General features: G+C 50.9%; 23 protein-coding genes. 9 read left to right on the top strand and 14 right to left on the bottom strand.

Going from position 1 to position 24,073, the window contains the following annotated elements; genetic code table 11:
• The first annotated feature begins 110 nt into the window (after positions 1-110).
• The 4 genes from DDY07_RS03475 (at position 111) to DDY07_RS03460 (ending at position 4,859) form a co-directional block, all read left to right on the top strand.
• Entirely contained in the window at positions 111-968 is an 858-nt protein-coding gene (locus DDY07_RS03475) for an NADP-dependent methylenetetrahydromethanopterin/methylenetetrahydrofolate dehydrogenase (protein WP_171694824.1), read from the top strand.
• A 17-nt stretch (positions 969-985) separates the two neighbouring features.
• A complete protein-coding gene (locus tag DDY07_RS03470) occupies positions 986-2,341 on the top strand; it encodes a glycerate kinase (RefSeq protein ID WP_171694823.1) in 1,356 nt (451 codons plus the stop codon).
• Positions 2,342-2,365: 24 nt separating this feature from the next.
• Positions 2,366-3,625, top strand: coding sequence for a serine hydroxymethyltransferase (gene glyA, locus DDY07_RS03465; protein WP_171694822.1), 1,260 nt, complete (start codon positions 2,366-2,368; stop codon positions 3,623-3,625).
• Positions 3,626-4,031: 406 nt separating this feature from the next.
• A complete protein-coding gene (locus DDY07_RS03460; protein WP_171694821.1) occupies positions 4,032-4,859 on the top strand; it encodes a hypothetical protein in 828 nt (275 codons plus the stop codon).
• 617 nt (positions 4,860-5,476) lie between these two features.
• On the opposite strand, the gene lolD is transcribed toward DDY07_RS03460, so the two are convergent.
• Genes lolD through fur form a run of 3 tightly spaced genes read right to left on the bottom strand, consistent with a single transcriptional unit; the run spans position 5,477 to position 7,840 of the window.
• Positions 5,477-6,175, bottom strand: a complete 699-nt coding sequence (gene lolD / locus DDY07_RS03455) for a lipoprotein-releasing ABC transporter ATP-binding protein LolD (RefSeq protein WP_171694820.1) — start codon at positions 6,173-6,175, stop codon at positions 5,477-5,479.
• Positions 6,168-7,415 carry a lipoprotein-releasing ABC transporter permease subunit gene (locus DDY07_RS03450; protein ID WP_171694819.1) on the bottom strand — a complete coding sequence of 416 codons (1,248 nt, stop codon included), beginning with the start codon at positions 7,413-7,415 and terminating at the stop codon, positions 6,168-6,170. Before DDY07_RS03450 ends, lolD begins: the two co-directional genes overlap by 8 nt.
• A 2-nt stretch (positions 7,416-7,417) precedes the next feature.
• The gene (gene fur, locus DDY07_RS03445; RefSeq protein WP_026146882.1) at positions 7,418-7,840 is read right to left on the bottom strand and encodes a ferric iron uptake transcriptional regulator; all 423 of its coding nucleotides are present in this window, start codon (positions 7,838-7,840) and stop codon (positions 7,418-7,420) included.
• 115 nt (positions 7,841-7,955) lie between these two features.
• Between fur and DDY07_RS03440 the strand changes: the two genes are divergently transcribed.
• A complete protein-coding gene (locus tag DDY07_RS03440; RefSeq protein WP_171694818.1) occupies positions 7,956-8,510 on the top strand; it encodes an outer membrane protein assembly factor BamE in 555 nt (184 codons plus the stop codon).
• 18 nt (positions 8,511-8,528) lie between these two features.
• Here the strand turns inward: DDY07_RS03440 and DDY07_RS03435 are convergent, their stop codons facing one another.
• From DDY07_RS03435 to DDY07_RS03415, 5 genes are read right to left on the bottom strand one after another with little or no spacing between them, the layout of a single operon-like run.
• A complete protein-coding gene (locus DDY07_RS03435; RefSeq protein ID WP_171694817.1) occupies positions 8,529-9,002 on the bottom strand; it encodes an NYN domain-containing protein in 474 nt (157 codons plus the stop codon).
• Between the two features lie 7 nt (positions 9,003-9,009).
• A complete protein-coding gene (locus tag DDY07_RS03430) occupies positions 9,010-9,324 on the bottom strand; it encodes a pyrimidine/purine nucleoside phosphorylase (protein ID WP_171694816.1) in 315 nt (104 codons plus the stop codon).
• Between the two features lie 36 nt (positions 9,325-9,360).
• Positions 9,361-9,948 (bottom strand): class I SAM-dependent methyltransferase, encoded by a 588-nt coding sequence (locus DDY07_RS03425; protein WP_171694815.1) that lies wholly within the window; start codon positions 9,946-9,948, stop codon positions 9,361-9,363.
• Complete coding sequence (locus DDY07_RS03420; RefSeq protein WP_367650848.1) at positions 9,923-10,978, bottom strand: NAD(P)/FAD-dependent oxidoreductase; 1,056 nt, start codon at positions 10,976-10,978, stop codon at positions 9,923-9,925. The genes DDY07_RS03425 and DDY07_RS03420 overlap by 26 nt, the downstream gene beginning before the upstream one ends.
• 5 nt (positions 10,979-10,983) lie before the next feature.
• Positions 10,984-11,334 carry a HopJ type III effector protein gene (locus DDY07_RS03415; RefSeq protein ID WP_171694814.1) on the bottom strand — a complete coding sequence of 117 codons (351 nt, stop codon included), beginning with the start codon at positions 11,332-11,334 and terminating at the stop codon, positions 10,984-10,986.
• Positions 11,335-11,700: 366 nt separating this feature from the next.
• Between DDY07_RS03415 and DDY07_RS24395 the strand changes: the two genes are divergently transcribed.
• The 4 genes from DDY07_RS24395 (at position 11,701) to DDY07_RS03395 (ending at position 16,121) form a co-directional block, all read left to right on the top strand.
• A complete protein-coding gene (locus DDY07_RS24395; protein WP_033159006.1) occupies positions 11,701-12,210 on the top strand; it encodes a polysaccharide biosynthesis/export family protein in 510 nt (169 codons plus the stop codon).
• Between the two features lie 94 nt (positions 12,211-12,304).
• Positions 12,305-13,576: a TonB-dependent receptor gene (locus tag DDY07_RS03405; RefSeq protein WP_253734395.1), complete on the top strand. Its 1,272-nt coding sequence runs from the start codon at positions 12,305-12,307 to the stop codon at positions 13,574-13,576.
• A gap of 1 nt (position 13,577) precedes the next feature.
• Entirely contained in the window at positions 13,578-15,320 is a 1,743-nt protein-coding gene (locus tag DDY07_RS03400) for a lipopolysaccharide biosynthesis protein (protein WP_171694812.1), read from the top strand.
• An 18-nt stretch (positions 15,321-15,338) separates the two neighbouring features.
• Positions 15,339-16,121 (top strand): CpsD/CapB family tyrosine-protein kinase, encoded by a 783-nt coding sequence (locus tag DDY07_RS03395; protein ID WP_171694811.1) that lies wholly within the window; start codon positions 15,339-15,341, stop codon positions 16,119-16,121.
• Between the two features lie 56 nt (positions 16,122-16,177).
• On the opposite strand, the gene DDY07_RS03390 is transcribed toward DDY07_RS03395, so the two are convergent.
• The 6 genes from DDY07_RS03390 to DDY07_RS03365 all read right to left on the bottom strand — a co-directional run bounded on the left by DDY07_RS03390 (position 16,178) and on the right by DDY07_RS03365 (position 24,056).
• The gene (locus DDY07_RS03390; protein WP_171694810.1) at positions 16,178-18,565 is read right to left on the bottom strand and encodes a tetratricopeptide repeat protein; all 2,388 of its coding nucleotides are present in this window, start codon (positions 18,563-18,565) and stop codon (positions 16,178-16,180) included.
• A 154-nt stretch (positions 18,566-18,719) separates the two neighbouring features.
• Positions 18,720-19,379, bottom strand: a complete 660-nt coding sequence (locus DDY07_RS03385) for a hypothetical protein (RefSeq protein WP_171694809.1) — start codon at positions 19,377-19,379, stop codon at positions 18,720-18,722.
• An 11-nt stretch (positions 19,380-19,390) separates the two neighbouring features.
• On the bottom strand, positions 19,391-21,085 hold the full coding sequence (locus tag DDY07_RS03380; RefSeq protein WP_171694808.1) for a putative porin: 1,695 nt from the start codon (positions 21,083-21,085) through the stop codon (positions 19,391-19,393).
• Between the two features lie 18 nt (positions 21,086-21,103).
• Positions 21,104-21,766 carry an energy transducer TonB gene (locus DDY07_RS03375; RefSeq protein WP_253734394.1) on the bottom strand — a complete coding sequence of 221 codons (663 nt, stop codon included), beginning with the start codon at positions 21,764-21,766 and terminating at the stop codon, positions 21,104-21,106.
• Between the two features lie 11 nt (positions 21,767-21,777).
• Entirely contained in the window at positions 21,778-22,182 is a 405-nt protein-coding gene (locus DDY07_RS03370; RefSeq protein ID WP_020482301.1) for a biopolymer transporter ExbD, read from the bottom strand.
• An 86-nt stretch (positions 22,183-22,268) separates the two neighbouring features.
• Positions 22,269-24,056 carry a DUF2341 domain-containing protein gene (locus DDY07_RS03365; protein WP_171694807.1) on the bottom strand — a complete coding sequence of 596 codons (1,788 nt, stop codon included), beginning with the start codon at positions 24,054-24,056 and terminating at the stop codon, positions 22,269-22,271.
• Positions 24,057-24,073: the final 17 nt, after the last annotated feature.

Below are 24,073 nucleotides of genomic sequence, written 5' to 3'. Positions count from 1 at the left end.
CTGCCTGCCAAAACCCGCTTGGATTCTGCGGCGAGGTAAATATTATTCTGTATAATGCCGGCGGCTAACCTTCTCCCACCGGGCCACCACTATTCATATCAGGTAGCTTAATGAAAAAATTGTTATTCCAGTTCGACACCGACACCCATCCCTCGGCTTTCGATACCGTAGTCGCTTACGACGGCGGCGCGGACCATGTCATTGGTTACGGCAACATTACCCCCGATAACGTCGGAGGCCTGGTCGACGGTACGATCTTCACTCGCGCCCCCAAAGACAAAAAAAACACGGCGATTTTTATCGGCGGCAGCAATATCGAGGCCGGCCAGCGTTTACTGATAGCGGTGCAAAAACATTTTTTCCCCGGGTTTCAAGTCTCGGTGATGCTGGACAGTAACGGCAGCAACACTACAGCCGCCGCCGCCGTCGCCAAACTGAGCAGCAGCGCAAGCCTGGCCGGCAAAAAAGCGGTGGTATTAGCTGGTACAGGTCCGGTCGGTCAACGTGCGGCGGCAATGATGGCGCTGGAAGGCGCGCATGTCAGTATCACGTCCCGACACATATTTAACGCGGAAAAAGCCTGCTTCGCGATGAAGGAGCGTTTCGGCGTAGATCTGACACCCTTAGAAGCCGCCGATTACGACAGTCGCGCAGCCGCCATCCAAGACGCCAACGTCGTATTAGCGACCGGTGCTGCCGGTGTCCAATTATTAAAGCCGGAACATTGGCAAAACAATCCAAATTTGCAATTGTTGGCGGACGCCAACGCCACGCCGCCTGTCGGCATTGGCGGCACGGACGTACTGGATAGAGGCGAACAGCGACACGGCAAAATCGTCTGGGGCGCCATCGGCTTCGGCGCGCTAAAACTAGCCTTACACCGCGCCTGTATCACCAAGCTATTTGAAAGCAATAAGCAGGTGTTCGACGCGGAAATCATCTTTGCACTCGCTAAAGCCATGGCTTAAGGTTCTGCCGGATCGATATGTCCGCAGTCCAGCCAAGTTATCGTGAACACGCAGCCGCCATTTTTCGCGCCGGCGTTGCGGCGGCTGATCCGTATCTTGCCGTAAAACGTTTTCTCAGAGCCGATAGCGAACTGCTGCATATGGGTTCGGAACAAACCGGCTACCGCAGCGGCGACTGGCGACGCATTCATTTAATTTCATTCGGTAAAGCTGCTTGCGCAATGGCCGATGCGGCACAAACGATAATTCCCGAGTCTTGGCTTGTCGCTAAAGGCATTGTCGTAACCAATTACGACAACATTGATGTCGTCGAAAATTGTCAGGTATTCGGCGCCGGCCATCCGCTACCGGACGCTGCTGGGTTGCATGCGGCAAAAACCATCGCCACCCGCCTGAGCGACACGAATCCCGGCGAGTTGGTATTAGTGTTGATTTCCGGCGGCGGCTCGGCATTGCTGCCCTACCCGGTCGCCGACATCAATTTGGCGGATAAAATCGCCACCACCCGTCTATTACTGGCCTCCGGCGCAACCATCAATCAGATCAATTGCGTCCGTAAACATCTGTCTCAACTCAAAGGCGGCGGCTTAGCCAGGCTTGCCGCGCCCGCCGATTTGCATGCACTGATTCTATCCGACGTACTGGATAACGATTTAAGCGCCATCGCCAGTGGCCCCACCGTGCCCGACGACACCACTTTCACAGACGCCGTCGCAGTATTGGAATCGTTCGGCATATGGCAGAAAATACCATCCAGCGTGCAAAACTATTTGCAACAAGGCGCTCAAGGCTTGCAAATCGAAACGCCTAAAGACAGTGACCCGCTCTTCCGGCAGACGAGCCACCATTTGCTTGGCAGCAATGCCATTAGCGTTGACGCTGCAATCGACAAAGCACGCAAATTGGGCTATGACACCCAGCTTTACAGCAAACAGTTGAGCGGCGAAGCGCGCTTGGTTGCCGAGCAAATAGCACTGCATGCACTATCCGCAGCAGCCGGCATGACGCAACCAACAGCCTTGATCGCCGGCGGCGAAACCACTGTGACCTTAAAGGGAAATGGCAAGGGCGGCCGCAATCAGGAAATGGCTCTTGCCTTCGCGTTGGCCGCCGAAAAATACGGGCTGAACGGCGCTTGGACCTTTCTCAGCGGCGGTACTGATGGCCGCGACGGCCCTACCGATGCCGCCGGCGGCATCGTCGATGACGGCACTTTGCCACGCATCCGCGCCGCCGGACTCGACCCAGCGGCCCTGCTCGACGATAATGACTCATACCCTGCCTTGCAAGCGGCGAACGATTTACTGCTCAGCGGCGCAACCGGCACCAATGTCGCCGACCTGCAAGTCCTGCTGCTGCATCCCCACGAATAACCCGAACTTACTTTAGGAGACCCCATGTTTAGCGAATCGATGACCATCAAAGGCTTTGACGACGAACTATTTCAAGCGATGGAACAAGAACGCCAACGCCAGGAAGACCATATCGAACTGATCGCCTCGGAAAACTATGCCAGCCCCCGAGTTTTGGAAGCCCAGGGCACGGTGCTGACCAACAAATACGCCGAAGGCTATCCAGAAAAACGCTACTACGGCGGCTGCGAATACGTCGATGTCGTTGAGCAATTGGCGATCGACCGCGCCAAAGAATTGTTCGGCGCCGATTACGCCAACGTGCAAGCTCACTCCGGTTCACAAGCCAATATGGCAGTGTTCATGTCCTTAATTCAACCCGGCGACACCATCCTGGGCTTGAGCCTCGCCGACGGCGGCCATTTGACTCACGGCGCCAAACCCAATTTCTCCGGCAAAATCTACAACGCCATCCAGTATGGCCTGAACAAAGACACCGGTGAAATCGATTATGAACAGGTCGAAGCGCTGGCCTTGGAACACAAACCGAAACTGATCATTGCCGGCTTCTCGGCGTATTCGCGCATTTGGGACTGGCAACGTTTTCGCGACATCGCCGATAAAGTCGGCGCTTACTTCGTTGTAGACATGGCCCATGTCGCCGGCCTAGTCGCAGCGGGTTTATATCCCAATCCGGTGCCGATTGCGGACGTGGTCACCAGCACCACCCACAAATCCCTGCGTGGCCCACGCGGCGGCTTGATTTTGTGCAAAAGCAATCCGGACCTGGAAAAAAAGATCAACTCCAACATCTTCCCCGGCATCCAGGGTGGTCCGCTGATGCACGTGATCGCCGCCAAAGCCGTAGCGTTTAAAGAAGCCCTGACCCCGGAATTTAAAACGTATCAGCAGCAAGTCGTGAAAAACGCCCAAGCCATGGCGGAGGTTTTTATCAAACGCGGTTTTGATGTGGTTTCCGGCGGTACCGACAACCATTTGATGTTGGTCTCGCTCATCCCTAAAGGCATCACCGGCAAAGCCGCCGACGCCGCATTAGGCCGGGCCCACATCACCGTCAACAAAAACGCGGTACCCAACGACCCACAGTCACCCTTCGTCACCAGCGGCATCCGCGTCGGCACCCCTGCCCCCACCTCGCGCGGCTTCAAGGAAGACGAAGTTCGCCAAGTGGCGGAATGGATGTGCGATGTGATGGATAACCTGGAAGACGAGAGTGTGATTGATGCGGTTAGGGAGAAGGTGCATTTGTTGTGTGCTAGGTTTCCGGTTTATTCAGCCGGATAAGGTTATGTGTCGCTATCGCGACGGCTTAATTTAATGTCGGGTCTCGGCCCGACAGCCGAGATACTTTTCTTTGCTTGTCCAAAGAAAAGTATCCAAAAGAAAAGACACCCGGATGCCGCTTTGATCCTGCGCTCCGAAGCTTTTGAACGGGGTTGCCGAAAGGGGCTTCCTGCCCCTTCGGCAACGCGATGCATCCCTGCATCGCCCCTACGGGCTAGTCCGTTCAAAAGCTCCGGTGCTCGGCGCGGCATACGGGAGAAAAAACCATCCCGAGATTTGAAGTAAATTCGTTTTATAAAAAATCTAGCGTTAATGCCGTGAAAGGGAATTGAGGAATTGATGGCTCCGAATACCCTCGATGAATGTAGGCCGTTATTCATAACAATCCACTATTTGGCAATAACCAGTGAGTATTCACCAACAAGTCAATGACGCTATATTTCTAGCGGAACACAATCGTCATGTAGGCGCATTTACACTTATTTTGCTTGCGATCGGAGCTTCAGCTCGAAAGGTTTTTCCAGAGGGTACGAAAAAAGACCATTTAGCTTTCAAGCTTTTTCTTGGTGGACGACTTCGTAGAATTTTACTTTATGACTATCAACCACCGGAATATTCTCTCTCAACAGGGTTTACATGCGTCGTCGGAGGCAAAGAAACAGACATTACTGACATACTATACAAATATTTTAGATGCTCATTGGCCCATGAGGGAAAGCTCGCTACAGAGGTTAAATTCAACTCTTCCCAGGGTAACCCAAATGGATACCCTCAGCGTCCCAGAGGGATGGCGCAACTAGCATCATGGTCTGAAGGGGAAGACGGTGGAAAACTTACTTTGGATCATATATGGATAGATATACTGCTAGAAGTAATATTCCATGCTCCATGCAATGCGTCAGAATTCGGACTCTCTTACTTTACCCTCGTGCCAATGCAGTGCATAGATGAGTCGGATTTTCAACAAAGTTTTATGATCAATTACGAAATTTCGCCAAGAATGTATTACCTGCTAAAAGAGATAGTTTGCGAGCTTTCTCCGAATTTTGTTCTTGGAAATAGCGAATCAATCTGGCGTAGTGAACTTGAGCGACTGTCTGAGTCAAGGCGGATTTCTGATGCTTTGGCTGAACTTTCTCGCAATAAGCTTCTTACTTCTCATGGAGAATTCTTACCAAATACAATTAACGCGCTTCAGGAAATTGCACACTCCTTTGAGCGCGTTCCAATATAAGTTTTCAAGACCCGACGATGCATGTAGCGATTCCGCTGGATGAAACATAGCGAAATCCGGGTAACCGAAGCTATCAAAACCTCGATTTCGTTTCACTCCATCGAGGCTACATAATTTGTTCATTAATCGACTTTTAATACCGGGACGGTTTTCTCCCGTATGCCGCGCCGAGCACCGGAGCTTTTGGCGAGAATAAGGCCGTAAGTTGAAATTGGTAGGGCGTCAATAGGCGTAGCCGTATTGCGCCGTATGTTGGCCTTTAATCATTCGGCGCATTACGCTATCGCTAATGCGCCCTACATAATTTCGTAAACAATAAGCTGCGGAATTGGGGCGGGGGGCCTCCCGTATGCCGCGCCGAGCACCGGAGATTTTATCGAGAACGGCCCGAAGGGGCAGCGCATGGATGCGCTGCGTCGGCGGAGGGGCTGGGAAGCCCCTTCTGTCGACCCTCGATAAAAGCTTCGGCGCGCAGGATTAAAGCGGCATCCGGGTGGCGTTTCTTTTGGTGACTTTTCTTTGGCCAAACAAAGAAAAGTTACTCGGCTGTCGGGCCGAGACCCGACATTAAAACCAGCCGTCGCGCTAGCGACACATAATCCCGACGACTTGAATTATCAGGAATGATGCACCCGTTCCGGCACAATCACCCCATCCTCCATATACAATACCTTATCCATCCTTCCCGCCAATTCCGGATCATGCGTCACCACCAAAAAACTCACCTGTAATTCCTGGTTTAACTCCAACATCAGCTGATAAATCTGCTCGGCGGTTTTACTGTCGAGATTACCCGTCGGCTCGTCGGCCAGCACGCATTTAGGCTGATTAATCAAAGCCCGGGCTACAGCAGCGCGTTGCCGCTCGCCACCGGACAATTCGCCGGGTTTGTGCAGCATGCGATGCCCCAAGCCGACACGCTTGAGTAACTCGGCAGCTTGTTGTTGGGCGTGCTTGATCGATTGGTTGCCGATCAACAGCGGCATTGCCACATTTTCCAGGATGTTAAATTCACCCAGCAAATGATGAAACTGGTAGATAAACCCCAGTGAACGATTACGAAGCTGACTCAGTTTGCCGGCGCTAATCTTGTTCAAATCGGCGCCATCCAGCATCACCGAGCCGGAGCTGGGTTTTTCCAGGCCGCCCAGTAAATGCAGCAAGGTGCTTTTGCCGGAGCCGGATGCACCCATGATGGCGACGCGCTGACCGGCATGAATCGCCAAATCGACGCCGCGCAACACTTCGACATTCAAATCGCCCTGCTCGTAACGCTTGGTTAACTGCTGGCACTGCAATACGATGGCATTATTCATAACGCAACACCTCGGCAGGATTGATACGCGCCGCCTGCCAAGCTGGATACAGCGTCGCCAGCAAGGACAATAAAAACGCCACGCAGGCTATCCAATACACATCGGTCCAGATCAGTTTTGACGGCACTTCGCTGATGTAATAGACGTCGGCAGCCATGAACTGCACGCCAAAGGCTTTTTCGATGGCTGGCACAATGGTTTCGACGTTCAGCGCCAGCAACACGCCACCGACGGTTCCCAGTAGGGTACCTATGCTGCCGATGATGCAGCCCAAGACAATGAAAATGCCCATCACCGAACCGTTGGATAAACCCTGGGTTTTCAGGATCGCGATGTCGCCGCGCTTGTCGGTGACCACCATCACCAGCGTGGATACAATGTTAAACGCCGCCACTGCGACGATCAGCAGCAAAATGATAAACATTGCCCGCTTCTCGGTTTGCACGGCACGGAAGAAGTTGCTGTGGGCCTTGGTCCAGTCGCTGACCCGAAACTCGTCGCCCAGCGTATCGGCCAAGCCTTGGGTGATGCGCGGGGCATTGAATAAGTCATCCAGCTTTAGACGCAAACCGGATACTGCCGACTCCAATCTGAACAATTTGCCGGCATCTTCGAGATGCATCAAAGCCATATTCCGGTCGTACTCATACATGCCGACCTTGAACACGCCCACCACGGTAAAGCGTTTCATGCGCGGCAGAATCCCGGCCGGCGTGGAGTTGATTTGCGGAGTGATGATGGTGACTTTGTCACCCATCATCACGCCTAAATAACTTGCCAATTCTGCCCCCAAGACAATACCAAACTCGCCGGGGACCAAATCGTTCAAGCTACCGAACATCATTTTATTGGCCACTTCAGACACTTTGGCTTCATATTCGGGTAACACGCCCTGCAACAAAGTGCCGCTGACTTGGCGGTCAGCATTCACCATCACCTGGCCATGGATAAACGGTGCGGCACCTTCGACATGCGGCATGCTGCGAGTACGTTGCTCTAAAGCTTGCCAATCATCCAGTTGACCGAAGCGGCCGGTAATTGTGCTGTGCGCGGTCATGCCCAGGATGCGCTCGCGCAATTCGGCTTCGAATCCGTTCATTACCGACAGCACGGTAATCAAGGCCGTGACACCCAGGGCGATACCAAGCACGGATGTTAAGGTGATGAACGAGATAAATTGAGTGCGTTTTTTAGCACGGGTATAGCGCAACCCGATATACAGGATGAGAGGTTTAAACATGCTTAGGCTTTTGGGGGTTTACAAGCGGCGCAATAACCGTAAAGGTAAAGGCTGTGATCGGTCAGTGTATAGCCCAGTCTCAGGGCAATTTCCGATTGACGTTTTTCGATGACTTCATCGGTAAATTCGTCGACTTTTCCACACTTCATGCAGACGACGTGATCATGGTGGCCGCCGCTATTTAATTCGAATATCGAGTTGCCACCCTCGAAATGATGGCGGTTGACCAAGCCGGCAGCTTCGAACTGGGTCAACACCCGGTAAACCGTCGCCAGGCCAATTTCCTCGCCTTCCGCTAACAAGATTTTGTAGACCTTCTCAGCCGACAAATGCCTATCGTCCTGTTGTTTTTCCAGAATCTCCAGAATTTTGATTCTGGGCAAGGTCACCTTTAAGCCCGCATTACGCAAATCCTGAGTTTCCACAAGCCCCCTCCTTTAAACCGATAATCCGCGACATTGTATCGTTTTTTGCGCCAAGCCGCTGACAGAATTATGGGATAATGGCCCATCGTTTGTCGTCAGACTCCATTCTCTTCTCATGAAAAAATCGACTTTTTTGCTAGCCGCCGTCACCAGTTTATCGATCAGCGCTTGCAGTACCATCCTCACTAATTTGCCTGGCGTTTACACCCTGGATATTGAGCAAGGCAATATCATCGATCAAAGCATGATTAACCAATTGCGGCCTAATATGACCAAGCGCCAGGTCTTGTATATCATGGGTTCGCCTATGCTGTCGGATGCCTTTCATGAAAAACGCTGGGACTATTTGTACTCCGAACAACCGGGCGGCGAAGACCGGGTGCAAAAACGGGTGTCTTTATTTTTCAACGGTGACAATTTGATGGGCGTGCAAGGCGACTTTAGACCCAGCTCGCTGCCGGTTGTCAAGGAATCCACGGAAACCAGTGTCGAAGTACCAAAACGCGATCTGGAACGCTCGATGTGGGAAAAAATTAGCGGTTTATTCGGTAGCGACGAACCCGACACCTTTGCCCGCAGAAAAAATCAAAATGCTGCCGAACCCAAAGAAGCCGCCAGTTCCGCAGAGAAAGGCAAAGAATTGGTAGAAGAAAACGCCGACAAACAATAAGTAAAACGCCCAAACGTCTTACAGCAATAATGCACCGGCAATGGCGATGAAATTGTCGGCGGCCTGAATCAAGGCCGGCGCGGTTAAACTATGAATCCCATAAACATCGCTGGCAGTACCGAAATCGCTGCGCACCTTTTGCAATAACAATTCGAAATCGCCGTCGCCGGACAATAGAATAATACGATCAGCCCGCGCGGCGTAGTCCATCACATCCAAGGTGATTCCCACATCCCAATCGCCCTTACTGGTACCATCGCGGCGCTGAATATAGGGTTTTAATTTGACGGTAAAACCGATATCTTTCAAGATTTTCTGAAAACCCTGCTGTTTGCTGTCACCACGATCAGTGGCGTAAGCAATGGCAGCGACGACCTGCTTACCTGCGGTTGCCTGCTGCCAAAACGCACTGTAATTGAAATGTTTCTGGTAGCGTTGCCGGGTGGTGTAGTAAATATTCTGCACATCGACAAAAATCGCTACCTTTTCCATCCAGCGCTTACTTCAAAAAAGAACAGCAGTAATCGCTGGCAACACTTACCTTCATCGTGAAAGCGGCATTGCCAGGCACATTGAAAGACTCGCCGCCTTTCACCGCTTGCCACGCATCGTTGCCAGGCAACAACACTTGCAGTTCGCCTGCCAGTATTTCCATCAATTCGGGATCGGCCGTGTTAAAGGTATATTCGCCCGGCTGCATAAAACCCAAGGTTTTCGAAGAGCCATCGGCAAATTTAATGGTGCGGCTATTCACTTTGCCATCGAAATAGACGTTGGCCCGCTTGACGATGGTGACGTTATTGAATTCTGACATGATGCACATCTATTGCTAGTAAAAAAAGGAGCGCAATCATAGCAGATCGGTTTGTTTGCGAATAACAAAAAGCCGCGGTGCACTGGGCTTGTCGTGACTGCTAAGAACAACTTCCGCAGTAAAACGACTTCCATCCAACTGCCGACACCATGCCGCCAACTGCTCTGCCTCCAGATCGCCGCCGGCGTGACCCGGATACGCCAACACCGTCATCACGGCACGCGGCGCCAATAAACTACGCGCGGCATCCAAGGCGGCCAGCGTCGAATCAATTTGGGTGATTATGGATTTATCGGCGCCGGGTAAATAACCCAGATTGAACATCACTGCTCTCACCCGGCCAAGCCATTGCTCGGGCACATGCGACAGCATATCGGCATGACTGGCCAGGCGTAAGGTCACCCGGCGCTGTAAATCAGCCTTAATTAAACGCTGAAAACTATTGCCCAGGGCTTGCCGTTGAACATCGAATCCAAACACATGACCGCTCGCCCCAACGCTCTGCGCCAGAAACACGGTATCGTGGCCGTTACCCAGTGTCGCGTCGAGCACCACGTCGCCCGGTTCTAGGTAAGAACCAACAATATGGTGAGCAGTTTCAAGCAGGGATATAGGTTTTGTCATAGCGGCGTATATCGCAACCGGGCGGCAAGCCGGCGTGCTGTTGCAAGTAATCGGCAAACCGGACAACGTACCAGGGAATCGCCAAGCTGCCCTTGGCGCCAAAGCCATTGAAAATATGCAGTTGCGGATATTTGGGATGCGTGCCGATAAACGGCTGTTTATCGCGTGTAGCCGGCCGGATTCCGGCGCGATGCTGATAAACATTAAGGTTTTGTTGTTGTGGGCAGACCGCACGTAAGCTCGCCAATAAAGCGGTTTTCGCTGCTTCGGTCGGCACATGATCTACTTGATCTGTTTCGAAAGTCGCACCGGTCTTAAAGCGCCCGGACTCCAATGGAATCAGCCAATGCCCGTAATTCAAAATCTGTTGCGGAATATCTTGCCTACTTTCGCAACCCAGTATTTCACCTTTTGCCAATTGAAAAGGTAGATACTTGAACCATGGATTGCTAAGCGCCTGATAACCTTCACAGAAAACAATATGCCGCGGATAGATTTCCTGCCAACGCAGCGCCGGCTCGAGGTTAATTTCTGCGTATTGCAGAGTGTATCGCCGATAACAGTGCTTGTTCCGTAAAAAATCATGCAACCGACTCAGCAAAGCCTCGGTCCGCAAATAGCCGGTCTGGGCTTGTTGTAACACACCGTAAGGCGCGTTAACTCCCATCGGTGCCGGCGCCAATCCCGACAAGTAAGCACTATAATCCGCCTGACTCAAACGGCGTTCGGCAATTTCAAGCTCTTTGGCGGTGCGCAGAATTTTCAGCATTGGCATTTGCTGATAGAAGGCTTGCCCAAACTGTCTCTCAAGTTGCCGATAAGCATGCATTGCGGCCGGCAGCAGATTTTCCACATCCACCTGCTTTACCAAGCGCTGCCCGGTAACCGGATTGATCAAACCAGCCGCGACTTGCGAGGCGTTCTCCGCACCGCCGTCCACCACCAAGATTCGCATTTGCCGCTGCCATAACTCCCAAGCCAATAAACTGCCAGCCAAACCCTGACCGATCAGCAGTACATCAATTTGCACGGCAATTATTGGGCTTGCAAGGCCTCGCCTTTAAAAACAATGCCTTCCCAACCATCACGCATAAAGTGTCTGATATTTTGATGATCGTCGCCGGACGGGTTACCCAATACATCTTGGCGATAATAATCGCCGAAGAGCGCCAGAGTTTGTTCGACAGTCAGTTTATGCAATTTGGCGAATGCAAAAATCTTGCAAGAGCCCTCATTACGACCCGCTTCGTTTACCAGAGGCTGTTGCACGCCGTTACTAAACTCGGTGGGTTGGTATTGATAATGCTCGGCAATAAGCGCAATGACTTCCTGAAATTCGACCGCTTGCCCGGACTTAACACGTTGTAAAAAATCGTTCACTGTCACTGCCTTACTCCCAAAGTTTTATTAATTTTTGGTTAATTTACTGTTTGATTCGAACAAAACACAGTCATTCCCGGTTATAATCGCATGAAATGTCTAGGTGTTTCTCACCTAAGACTGCGTTTGGGATCGTCTTATTCTTGTTATATTCCGTTACTAGAATCCCGCCTTACTTTGGCGTTTGGCTCGAAAAGTGCGGTTTGCAACCTCAATAACATCATAAAGGAATACATTTTGAAACAGATAATTACTCTTTTCTCGTTTTGTCTGCTTTGCTCCTCCACTGCCCTGGCAGAACCGGAAACCCCGATCCCACCTGCACCGCCAATAGAGCCCATTAACAACACTACAATCAGCCCTGCACCTACGGTGACTATCGAGCAGACCAATTATGCGGCTTACCAACTATCGCCGGGTGATGCATTGGAAATCACGGTCTGGAAAGAAGAGGGTCTACAACAATTGCAAATCCTGATTTCCCCGGACGGCACCATTATTTTCCCCTTGATCGGTACCGTCGGCGCCGCCGGCAAAACCATTACCGAGCTAAAAGATAATTTGACCAGCAGGCTGGCCGATTACATATCCGACCCCTCGATTTCGGTTAAATTACTCAACAACCAGGGCAACTCCATCTTTGTGATCGGCAAAGTCAACAAACCCGGACAAGTGTTTTCCGGCAGACGCCTGGATGTGCTGCAAGCGCTGAGTCTGGCCGGCGGCCTGACCGTGTTTGCCAAGGAAGGTTCGATTAGCATTATTCGCCGCACCGGCGATCAAGTTAAAGTGTTTCCTTTCGACTACAGCGATGTGATTGATGGCGAAGACCTGGAACAAAACATCCTGCTGGAACCGGGAGACACGGTTACCGTACCCTAAGCGGAATTAGATAGAAGCACTATCTATGAAGATAAAAACGGATTTTTTGCTACCTGCGTTGGTTTTATTCAGCACCGATGGCTACGCGCTGGATTTGTTGTTCAAACCGGAGTTCAGCTTTAAGGAGCGCTTTGACGATAATGTACGCATGCAGATTCATCCAAAGCATAGCAATTTTATCAGCACCCTTTCTCCAGGTGTGATGTTCGGCTATCTTGCCGACGACAACGAATTAAATACCCGTTTTAAGTGGAATGAGTTGATTTACAGTAGCGACTCGGCGCTGGATTTTTCCGAAAAACTGGTCAATCTTAGCCACAAATACCAAAGCGAACGTTTCAAAACCGATCTTGCGGCAAGCTATGCGGAAGAATCCTCGATTAATAACCAACTCGACCCTACAGTAATCGACCCAACGCAGATCAACGAAGCAGGTGGCGTGCAACTTCTCGTACCACGGAACACCAAATCAGTCTCCCCGACTGTCACTTATAACTTGAACGAAAAAAGCTCTCTACAATTGGGTTATAGTTATCAGGATGTGGCGTTTGACAGAGCGCAAAATCTGATAAATAACATTAATTACTCGGATTATAGTTTCCAGCAATATTCGGCAACGGCCAGCCATGCCTACACCGAACGCTTGTCATTTAACCTGACAGGTGCGTATTCGGTGTATGAATCGGCAAACGAGAGTCCAGGAATCGGTCTTTTCAATCCTTTTCCTTTTCCTGTACCATTGCGATTTTATCAAACCGCGCCAATAACAACAGGTTTCAGCCAAAAATCGACTACGTTCACTTACCAGGCGGGTGTGCAATATCTATTTGACGAGCAGACCCAATTAGCATTTTCAGCTGGGATTCGCGACACAACAACTGACAGCACTCAATTCACCAGCTCGTCAAACCCTGCGCCAGAGCTTAATAGTCGGTCTTCCTTATCCAAAAACACCATAGGCAACGTATTTTCGGCAAGCTTGGCTCGTAAAAGCGACTGGGGTGACTTCAGCTTAAGTGCCGGACAACAGCTCAACCCGGCCAGCACCGGCCAGCAACAAACCTCAACCACCTTTTCAGCCCGAGGCCGATACAATCTCACGGAGCGCTTATCCACCGGTATCAACGCCAATTACTTGCTATCCGAATCGATATCCACATTTAGTAACGATACCAGCAGAAGCAATAACCGCACATTTATTACCCTATCACCCAGTGTTCAGTGGCGTTGGACGCCGGAAATCAATTTGGATCTGTCTTATAGCTATCGCCAGCAAGTGTATGAATCAAACAACCAGACCATCACCGGCGATAGCGTACAACTACAATTCTCTTATCAACCGCAAATCAATCGTCAGGTGAAATAGCGTGGAAAATCAAGCCATCGACATCAAGGACTATCTAAAAATCATCAAACGACGTAGACGGTTTTTAGTTATTCCGTTTCTAATCATTGCGCTGATCAGCATCGTTTTGGCAGTACTGCTACCGGCTGTGTACCGCTCGACCTCCACCATTTTGATCGAGGCGCAAGAAATTCCTGCCGAGCTGGTGCATTCCACAGTGACCACCTTCGCCGACCAGCGGATTCAGATGATCAGCCAACGGATAATGACCCGACCGAATTTGACGGAAATCATCAAGAAATACGATCTCTATGCCGAGGAACGGCAAAAAAAGCCGGAAGAAGTCATTCTGGAAAAAATGCGTAAAAGCATCAAAGTAGAAACCATTAGTGCCGACGTCGCCAATAACAAAAGCGGCCCTGCCCAACAAGCTACCATTGCCTTTACGCTAACATTTGATGATAAATCACCCGCGCTCGCGCAAAAAGTCGCTAACGAATTGACTTCCTTGTTTCTGAAAGAAAACATCAAATCTCGCACCGAATCCGCTGAAAATGCGGCGTTGTTTTTGAGCGAAGAATCAAAGCGCCTTAAAGCCAAAATCCAGGAAATTCAACAAAACCTGGCTACGTTCAAGGAAAAGAACCTGAACCAACTGCCGCAAATCAGCGCCATGAACCAACAAGAACTGACCTCCTTGAGCAATCAGTTATTGCAATTGGATAGCCAAGAAAGGACACTCCAAGATAGGCGTTATTATCTGGAAGGCGAACTGGCGCAAATCGATCCTAACACCATGGCTACCAACGCCGTGGGCAATCGGGTGTTCGATATGAAAGACCGTTTGAAGGAACTGCAATCGCAATATCCATCGGTGTTATCCAACCATTCTGCGAACCATCCCGATGTGATTAAAATCAAACGGGAAATCGACTCATTGCAAAAAGAAATCGGCTCCAACACCGATCTGAATGCGATGAACGGCGAACTAACCGACAGAAAAGCGGAATTGGCCTTGTTGTTGAAACAGTATTCGGACAAACACCCTGACGTGGTGAAACTGCAAAAACAAATCAGCGCCTTGCAACAAAGCTTGGCTAGCGCGAAACAAAGCGACTACAGCAATGCCAGCATTCAACCGGATAACCCGGCCTATATCACCTTGAAGTCGCAACTGGCTTCAGTGAATACCGAAATCGAATCGTTGAATTTCACACGTAGTCGCGTACAGAGCAAAATGGAAGAGTTACGCTCAAGCCTACGCCAATCGCCATTGGTTGAAAAAGAATACATGGATTTGATCCAGGATCTGGACAATACCAATCTGCGCTACCGTGAAGTGAGTGCGCGAGAAATGGAAGCGCAAATCTCGCAACAATTGGAAATGGAAAGAAAAGGCGAGCGTTTTACTTTAATCGACCCCCCCCAAGAACCATTACAACCGGTTAGCCCGAATCGAATTGCGATTATGGTACTGGGCATGGTGTTGGCAGTGGCAAGCGGCTTAGGAGCGGTGGCATTGACCGAAATGCTGGATTCGACCGTTAATAGCCCAAAAGCGGTCGCGGCGATTCTGGGTGTGGAACCTTTGGCGTCGATACCTTATTTCGAAAGCCAGAGGGAACATCAAGCACATAGAAACGAGCGACGGCTGTTGTTGATAGGCATGGCAATAGCCGGCATTCTGGCTATCGTTGCATTTCATTTTATCGTCATGCCGCTAGATGTATTTTGGTACAAATTACTACGTGTCGTGGGCAATTAATCATTTAAGGGAAAATTCATGAACCCCATTGAAAACCTCGTGGAAAAAAGTAATCCTGCCGCAGCCGGATTAGCCAATCAACCCGGCGACAAAGTCAGCATCGCTTACACCAAAACGCGGGTGCACACTCCGGATCAAAACTTACTGAAGCAAAACCGGATTATTTCCGCGGCGTTACCTGGAAAATGGCTGGAATCCTACCGCATGCTACGCACCCGCTGCTTGCAGCAGATGGATGCGATGGAATGGAAAACCATGGCTATCACCAGCCCCAGCGAAGGTACCGGCAATAGCTTAACAGCCGCAAATTTAGCCATCAGCATGGCGATGGAACTTGACCGCACAGCCCTGCTGGTGGATGCCAATTTCCAAAATCCCAGCATTAATCAATTATTCGGCATTCAGCCGGGCACAGGTCTTAGCGATTATTTGTTGAACGACACCGAATTGAGTTCCATGCTGATTAATCCGGGCATCGAACGTCTGGTAGTTTTGCCGGCCGGCAAACCTTTATTCAACTCAACTGAGATGTTGCGCTCACCGAAAATGGTACGACTGGTTAACGAACTGAAAAGCCGTTATCCCTCGCGTATCATTATTTTCGATATGCCGCCGATTTTGTCGCACGACGATACGCTGGGTTTTTCGCCTTATGTGGATTGCGTGTTGTTGGTGATCGACGAGGGGCATACCAAGACGGATCAATTGAAGCACGCGGCCTCTTTGTTAAAAGACACCAACGTACTGGGGACAGTATTCAATAAAGCCACCGACATTAAAATCGGCTATACCGGGGTTTAAGCCTTTAAGCCGGTTTGACGTGGCTACCGCAGGTAGCCACGTCCCTACATTTCCTATCAGAGTTTACTCAAAACATCCTTCGCTTCATTCAAGCCATCGAATTCCACTTTTTTATCGACCGCTTTTTGCAAATATTCGCGGGCTTTAACCGGATCATTTTGCTTGAAATACACCATACCCAAATGATAATTGCTGATCGGCGATTGCGGATCGCGTTCAATCACTTTCAACAATATCTCTTTAGCCTTATCGTAATTGCTTTGTTTATAGGCAACCCAAGCAACCGTATCCATCATATTGGGATTATTGGTTTGCAATAAAGGTTCGGCCAATTTGGCTGCCCGTTCCAAACTATCCGGACCGGCGGAAAAATCCGACAAATAACTGGCCAGATTATTAACCGCAACCACCGAATCCGGATGCAGCTTGTAAGACTCTTCGTAAAGCGCCAGCACCTGCTCATGCTGACCGTCACGATGATACAAACGCGCCAAGTCGTCGACCAATTCCAATGCCCCTTTAGTTTTTTCAATCCCTTTTTTGTAGATATTGATGGCTTCGGCCTGGTTTTTTTGTGCCAACTCGATCAAGGCCAAGTTCCGATAAGGGCTATACCACTCTGGTTTGATATTCAAAGCCTTTGTGTAAGCTGTTTTTGCTTCGGCAAATTTCTGTTCGTTCAGATAAGCACCACCCAGCAAATTGTAAGCAACGAAATGATCTGGTTGCTGTTTAATGACTTGCTGCAATTTACCGATAGCCTTATCCGACTGCTTCAATACCAAATAGCTTTTGACCATCTCGGTCAAAGGCTCAATCGCATCCGGCTTACGCGCCAAGGCCTGTTGAAAGGCTTCGGTACTGGCTTCCAGCTTGCCTTCCGCCTGATAGCCCAAGCCGGACATGTAAAAGCCGGTGGCATCCTTATCGGATAGCTGCTGCACCTGTTTGGCAATCTCTTGCGCTTTATCCCAATGCTTTTGCGACAACTCCATTTTAAACAGCGCCTCCAAACCTTTCAGACTTTTCGGATTGGCTTTCATCAGTGCTTCAAGCTGCTGCTTGGCTTGATCTTGGTGCCCGGCTTTCATATGCAAGCCAACCAAATCCAGCCGGGCGGTCTCATCGCCCGGTGCGACGGCCACTACTTTTTCCATGTTTTCTCTGGCCAGCTCTTCCTCGTTATTGCGCAGATGAGCTGCGGCCAGCATTTTCAACACACCGATATTGTTGGGTTGATCAACCAATACCGAGCGGAAATCGGCAATCGCGTCGGGAATTTTGTTTTCACCCAAAGCAAACTGGCCGCGCAGCGTCAAAGCCTCGGCATCGCGCGGATTGTTATCCAACACTTCCTTGATCAAGGCCTTAGCCTCCTCGCCGCGCTTGGTCATTGCATACAAAGCCGCTAATTTATTTCGTGCGGTGATGCCGCTGGGTCCCAATTTATCCTGATCGACGACTTCTTTCATAGTCGCTTCGGCCTTATCGACTTGCTTTTGGGCCAGCTGGATATTAGCCAGTTTGAATTTCAGTTCATACGCTTGCGGCTTTTGCTCTATCATCGGTAGCAGCTCTGCAATCGCCACTTCCGGACTGCGCTTTTCCAACAGGAAGTCGACCAAATAAGTTTTGGCGGTATCGTTGTCCGGCAATTTGCTAACCGCATCGCGTAGAGTCGCTTCGGCTTTATCGACTTGTTTGGTACCGACCTGGAACAAGGCTAACGTACGGTAGTGCTGTAATTGCTGCGGCTCCAGTTTGACAATTTCCAACAACATGGCCTCTGAATCGGCAATCTGATTGTTTTTAGCGTACAAACCGGCCAGCATGCTGCGCAACGCCACATTATCCGGTTTCTTTTCAATAGTTTGCTTCAATAAAGTAATCGCTTCGCCTACTTTATCCAAACGCGCTTTAATCGAGGCCATCATCAAGGTCGCCGGCACATCGTCCGGACTGTTTTTCAAGGCGCGCTCCACAGTCATAATCGCGCCATCGCTGTTATTTTTGGCTGCTTGGACGCCGGCGAACAACACCAAAGCCTCGACATTGTCCGGTTCCTTGGCCAAAGCTTCGCCGACCATTTTTTCCGCATCGTCTACCGCGCGATTCAATAACAGCAGCTGACCAACCCGAACCCGCGCCATCACATGATTTTCATTGCCGGCAACCACGGTGCTGTATTCCTTAAAGGCATTTTCGATTTTGCCTTGTTTACTCAGGGCTTCCGCAATCTGGAAGTGAGTTTCCCAGTCCTTAGGATCGATTTGCAGCACGTTTTTATAGGCAAGCAACGCTTTCTCATAATCACCCGCTTGATATAGCTGTTTGCCTTCTTCCATGTATTTCGCTTTCCGTTCATCGGCGCCGTTACAGGCCACCAAGCCGGTCGATAACACAACAATGCCTAGATTTTTTAAAAAATTTTGTTTCGTTGTCATTAGTCTCTCGATAATTCGTGCATTTGATTATGTAGCCGCCATAATGGAGCGCCGCTTTTTGGGATTTTAACTTATTTACGCGACCAAGCCTTAAGGCTTTCGGTAAATCAGCGAGGGTCGAGGTGCGGCATGTTGCCGCACCTGAGTAGAGAAACTATTGGACGCCAGCCGGCGCTGTGCCACTATCCGCAGCAGATTGTTTTTGATATTTCCCGGCGTTCAACTTGTCCTCATATTCCTGGACGATAGTTTCCATTTCCACACTGTTGAATTGCAGCAAGGCTTCATTCTGCAGCATACTAGCCAGTGCGCCTTTGTCTTCGTAGCGTGCCAGCAATTCCTTGGCAGCCTCGTAAAGTTTCACATTATGATTATCGCAAACCCCCAATTGCTGCTCGGTTGCTTGCTGCTTGGTAGTTAATGCCGTTAATTGCGCTTGCAAATCGGCTTTAGCCTGACTCACTTCCTTATGCTTTTCCATCACGTCGGAGAGTCTGGCATTGCTTTTCTGCAAACGCTCGCGCACCTCACCATTGGCATTTCGCTGCACGGACAACTCACTGCTGATTTGTTCCTTAGCCGCCACCGCCGCGGAATGGGCTTTTTTCAACCGCTCAAGCTCCTGTAACTCCTCGGCTAACTTGGCCGATTCGGCTTTTGCCGCATCGCGTTCGGCGGTCAGACTTTTGACCATGGCTTGCAGCTTTAACACGGCGCCGTCGTTCTTGGCAGCCTCACGCGGCGCGGCCTGACTGGCGGACCAAGCGCTGCTGATAAGCACAAACAATACGGCCACTTTCGGAAATGTATTCATCGACAACCTACCTAGAATTGCGTATTCACGTCGATCTGCAACACATCGATACCGAGAGGAGGTCCGGTGATGATGTCCGCACTCAACCAGCGGCCGGTCAACCAAACGTTCTTCATCAAGCCATAGTTACCGCCGATGAACCAGCCCTTACTGTTAGTACCGCCGAGGTGGAAGTCAGAATCGGTGAATGCATCCAATACCGCATCGCGCTCCACGTACTTATAGGCAGCAAACACATTCCAATGCCCGGCCACTTCGGCTCTTGGCCAACCGAAATCCGCCCTAAACTGCCAGGCGTTGGTTTTACCCTCAACCACCGTACCGTTCAGCATCCGGCTGACCGCAGCTTTATTAAAGCCGACGTTTTTAGCGTAGTCACCGCTCAAGCGCAGATGGTAAGGGGCAAACAGAGTCATTTCATACGAAACATTGGCGTTGACGATATTGTAATCAGACGCCAAACCGACCATGCCCGGATTGGAAGCCAAAGCGCCGGTGCCTTCTCGGCAAATCGACGCCAAGGTATTGCCGCCCTGCATGAATTCCGGACGCGAAGCGGTGTTGCCGCGCGTATTGAGATCGCAAGTGCCTAAAACGCTGGTATTTTGCTTAGCTTCGACGTTGACGTAATCGAAATAAGCCAGCGCAGCCTTTAAATTGTCTTGATTGACAAAGCCCCAATCCACGCCGACTTGACCGCCGAACAACCATTTATCGCTGCTCAGCGCCGATTCTTGTAATGGAAACGCCCCGGCTGTGGCAAAAACGGAATGCGTGTGGTCGTCGTTAGCCATCAAGCTGTCCGATCCACCCAAACGGTGGCGCACGGTGCCGGCAAAACCTTCGAAAGATAAATCCGTATCCCACACCAATTCGCTACCGCCGGTAAACTCGCCACCGCCAGTGTACCAGGGGTTCTTGATCCGGCCACCGGACAAGGTCAGCCATTTGAATTTATTGTCGTCAATCGCATCGTACTGCAGATAGGCCCGGTCCACGGTGAAATCGTATTTTTGTCCGGTAAAGCCTAAAGACTGGTTGGTAGACACCGGGTCACGTTGATTACCCGTCGCCAAACGCACACCGGCTTTCATACCATCGGTAATCGCCGCATCAATGCCCAAGCGCAAGCGCTCGCGAAAATGCTGTCTGTCGGTAGTCGTATTCAAGAATTGATCCACACCCGCCGCGTTCAGACCGCCTCTTTCATTAACCGCCTGCCAATCAATATAAGAATTGGCGATGTTTTCCTTGGCCATCATCTCATGCTGAGAACGTAGGCGAATATCGCCAGACAACTTGAAACGCCTGGTCCACTCCGGCAACGCATTAGGCAAGCCCCACTGTTCGTTCTTGGCCTTTTGCATCACATCACCGACCACTTCTTCGCGCAACTCGCTACGCACTTGTTGGCGAATTTCGTCCTTTACAAAATCAGGCACATAAGCCACCCGCACTTCATCGGCCGGCACGGCTTCCTTGACACCGGCCGCCTTGGCTTCGGCCACTTGCTGGCCGGCTTCGACTTCGGCTTGTTTGATCATCTCGTTGGCAGCCTTGTCGGTAATCACCCCTTGTTTGACCAATTGCTTGATCAAATTAGTGGTGGTATTGCGCAATTTCAGCAACTCTTCCTTTTCTCCGGCCTGCACGGTACCGATCAGCCCCGATAGCGCCAGGGCCATCAGCTGTTTCTTATTCGCCATTGTTTTACCTGTGGATACTTAAATACGTGATGAAATTTTTAACTTGATCGGTTGCTGCATGCCCGGCGGCGGTGCTTCCGCCACGCGGTCGAACTTATTCAACAAGCGGCTGAGCAATTCGTCGATGTCCGCATCGTTGCTGCCCTTGGCCAATTCCACCCGTTCTACCGAGCCGTCGGCTTTCAGCCAGACCTTGACGATGGCGGTATAGCCTTTACGGCGCAATTCTTCGTGGCTGCTGAGAATGTTCAGAATCCCGTTCTTGACCAAACCGCCGTACCAGGCAAACGGGTTGCCGGCGCCACCGCCGAACAAGCCGGTACCGCCCTTGCGGGCCGCCAGACCAAAACCGTCCGACCCGGCCGTACCCTCAGCATCCAGACCCAGATCGCGCGGCGGTGCTTGTTCCGGTTCGGGTTCCGGCTCAGGCTCGGGTTCCGGATCCGGTTCCTTGATTTTTTCCTTGATCTCAGGCTCGGGCGGCTTCTCGACTTTCGGCGGTGGCGGCGGAGGGGGCGGCGGTTTAAACAAGGTAACCGGCTGAATTTTTTTCTCGTTTTTCGCCGGCTTTTTGTCGACGAACTCCATAATGATTTTAACGACGTAAAAAATCGCGATAGCGGCAATTACGGCAGCAATGAACATGGGAATATAAACCCGCCAATGTTTTTTCTTTGACATGTCGCAAGGCTTTATTTGGTCAGATTTTGGGTAACCAGACCGACCTGGGTGATTTCCAGTTTGCCGAGCAAAGCCAAAATATCGACGACGCTTTGGTACTGGACGGTAGCATCTCCCTTAACAACAACCGGCAATTCCGGGTTGGCGGCTTTGTATTGCATCAGCGTCGATTCCAGCTGTTCCATCGTCACCGGAAAGGTATCCAGAAATAAAGTGCCGTCAGCCGTCACGGTAATGGCTTTAGTTTGCGGCTTAGCCAAACTGGGTGTGTTACTAGCCTTGGGCAGATTGACTTGCACGCCTTGCACAGCCGCCGTAGTCATCAAGATAAACACCACCAGCAACACATAAGCCAAATCCAGCATAGGCGTAACGTTGATTTCGTCGTACGCCGCGTTTTCTTCTTGAACTTTCATTGAATCTTCTCGGGTTTTCGTAGGGTACGCAACGCATACCGGCAGACTTTGGCAAGGTACGCATTGCGTACCCTACGAACGTTTAATTAGCTATGCTGCTCGGCCAGTTTGGCGACAAATTCGTCAACAAACACATGCATGTCGGCGGTCACGGCCTTGATCATGCTGCCCAAATAGTTGTAAGCAAACAGCGCCGGTATCGCCACGCCCAAACCGGCGACGGTGGCCGCCAAAGCCGCGGCGATACCGGGCGCAATAGCGTTGACGTTCACTTCGCCGCTGGCGGCAATCGCCGCAAAGGTGATCATGACCCCGACCACGGTGCCCAGCAATCCCAGAAACGGACCTCCGGAAATCGCGATGGTCAATAACACCATTTGCGAATTAAGTTTTTGCAGTTCCCGCACCAACACGCCGTCCATCGAGGCCTTTACCGCGTTCAACGCCTGGGCAGACAAGCCCTGTTCGGCCGCTTCGGCGCCCACGCTTTTGGCCAGACGTTTGTTCATTTCCTGCACACCAACGTGATAAATCCGGTAGATCGACGAACCGGCAAACGCCGAATGATTGCCGGTCAAGGACAGCAACAACGGCGATTCGTCATAATCTTCCTGGCCGTCTTCGTCCTGGTGATCCAGATTGCTGATATTTTTGGCGCCCAATTGGCTAAAGGCGTCTTCGAATTTTTTGTTCTCACTGCGGGTACGGTTCAGGACAATCGCTTTGCTGACGATCACCAGCGTACTGACGACAAACATCACCCCCAGAATCCCGATGATGACCCAGCCGTCCACGGTAACGTTATCCAGCGTCGACATCAGATAAGATTCGCCGCCCTCTTCGCTGTCGGGTGTGCTGTCTTCACCGTAGTTCAACAATGCCGACGACTGACCTTGCATAAGCGCGGCGAATTGCAGGTAATTCTGGTCACGAGCAACCTTGGCAATACCAAATTCGTCAATGGCACCGACCAAGCCGCGTGAACCGTCCACCGCCGCGCCTATGCTCATATCACCCAACAGCGAAGGCACGCTGGCCGGTAAGATACCGACCGGTTTACCGTCCACATACAAGGTAAAACCGTCCTTATTCCCTGCGACTGACAAATACTGCCAAGTGGCCAAATTCAGATCGGCGGAACTGACCAACTGCTTACGATTAACCTCCAAAACCGGGGTTTGACCTCTAACAGATAAAATCAGCCCATCCCGCGCGAATATCACCCCGTCGGTTTGCGCCTGATCAATTTTTACCCATGCCGAAACGGTCCAGCCAAATTCGACCGCCATTTGAATCGCAGGCGTTGCCGTGATGCGTATCGCTTGACTACCGTTAAAACCGCCCGCTTCGCCAATGGCTCCACCTTCCACAACGGTTTGGGTAGCGGTGGCCGGTTGATTGGCGTAGGCCGTAGCGTCTTTCACCGGACCGGCTTCGAAGTGATAGGCAACCGCTTGCGCCACATCGAAAATTCCCGGCGCATCTTGGCCGTCTACAGCCTTGGGATTGCCGTAATACATCCAGAACATCGGCTCATCGGCCGTAGCAATGTCCTTGGGCAATTTCACCCAAATCAGCGCCATCTCGTTGACCGTATCGATCTTTTCGATATAAAACTTCAACGGAGTCTTATCGTCGCCGGCCATGAAGCGCAAATCTTTGCCGTTTTCGCCCAAATCGGCGAAGAAGCTGAAATTGCCGGTATGCAGTCGCACCAGCACCAAGCCCTCCGCTACCGGCGTCACGCCGCCCTGCTGCAATTGCTGGGCATCGATGGTTATTTTCTTTCTATAACCCCAGTCGTCATTCCACCAAGCTTGGGCCAGGCCGGGCATGGCTAACAGGGCCGCTACTAAAAACACAATCCGTTTCATGATCACTCTCAAATCAA

It is taken from the genome of Methylomonas sp. ZR1 (assembly GCF_013141865.1).
Lineage (GTDB): Bacteria > Pseudomonadota > Gammaproteobacteria > Methylococcales > Methylomonadaceae > Methylomonas.
This window is presented reverse-complemented; position numbering and strand designations above follow the sequence as displayed.

Bases quoted from the DNA above. Each gene is read 5' to 3' on its own strand.
- DDY07_RS03470 (WP_171694823.1), top strand. From the start codon at position 986: ATGTCCGCAGTCCAGCCAAGTTATCGTGAACACGCAGCCGCCATTTTT.
- DDY07_RS03395 (WP_171694811.1), top strand. From the start codon at position 15,339: ATGAACCCCATTGAAAACCTCGTGGAAAAAAGTAATCCTGCCGCAGCC.
- glyA (WP_171694822.1), top strand. From the start codon at position 2,366: ATGTTTAGCGAATCGATGACCATCAAAGGCTTTGACGACGAACTATTT.
- DDY07_RS03425 (WP_171694815.1), bottom strand. From the start codon at position 9,948: ATGACAAAACCTATATCCCTGCTTGAAACTGCTCACCATATTGTTGGT.
- DDY07_RS03385 (WP_171694809.1), bottom strand. From the start codon at position 19,379: ATGAATACATTTCCGAAAGTGGCCGTATTGTTTGTGCTTATCAGCAGC.
- DDY07_RS03435 (WP_171694817.1), bottom strand. From the start codon at position 9,002: ATGGAAAAGGTAGCGATTTTTGTCGATGTGCAGAATATTTACTACACC.
- DDY07_RS03365 (WP_171694807.1), bottom strand. From the start codon at position 24,056: ATGAAACGGATTGTGTTTTTAGTAGCGGCCCTGTTAGCCATGCCCGGC.
- DDY07_RS03430 (WP_171694816.1), bottom strand. From the start codon at position 9,324: ATGTCAGAATTCAATAACGTCACCATCGTCAAGCGGGCCAACGTCTAT.
- DDY07_RS03390 (WP_171694810.1), bottom strand. From the start codon at position 18,565: ATGACAACGAAACAAAATTTTTTAAAAAATCTAGGCATTGTTGTGTTA.
- DDY07_RS03475 (WP_171694824.1), top strand. From the start codon at position 111: ATGAAAAAATTGTTATTCCAGTTCGACACCGACACCCATCCCTCGGCT.
- DDY07_RS03450 (WP_171694819.1), bottom strand. From the start codon at position 7,415: ATGTTTAAACCTCTCATCCTGTATATCGGGTTGCGCTATACCCGTGCT.
- lolD (WP_171694820.1), bottom strand. From the start codon at position 6,175: ATGAATAATGCCATCGTATTGCAGTGCCAGCAGTTAACCAAGCGTTAC.
- DDY07_RS03370 (WP_020482301.1), bottom strand. From the start codon at position 22,182: ATGAAAGTTCAAGAAGAAAACGCGGCGTACGACGAAATCAACGTTACG.
- DDY07_RS03440 (WP_171694818.1), top strand. From the start codon at position 7,956: ATGAAAAAATCGACTTTTTTGCTAGCCGCCGTCACCAGTTTATCGATC.
- DDY07_RS03375 (WP_253734394.1), bottom strand. From the start codon at position 21,766: ATGTCAAAGAAAAAACATTGGCGGGTTTATATTCCCATGTTCATTGCT.
- DDY07_RS03380 (WP_171694808.1), bottom strand. From the start codon at position 21,085: ATGGCGAATAAGAAACAGCTGATGGCCCTGGCGCTATCGGGGCTGATC.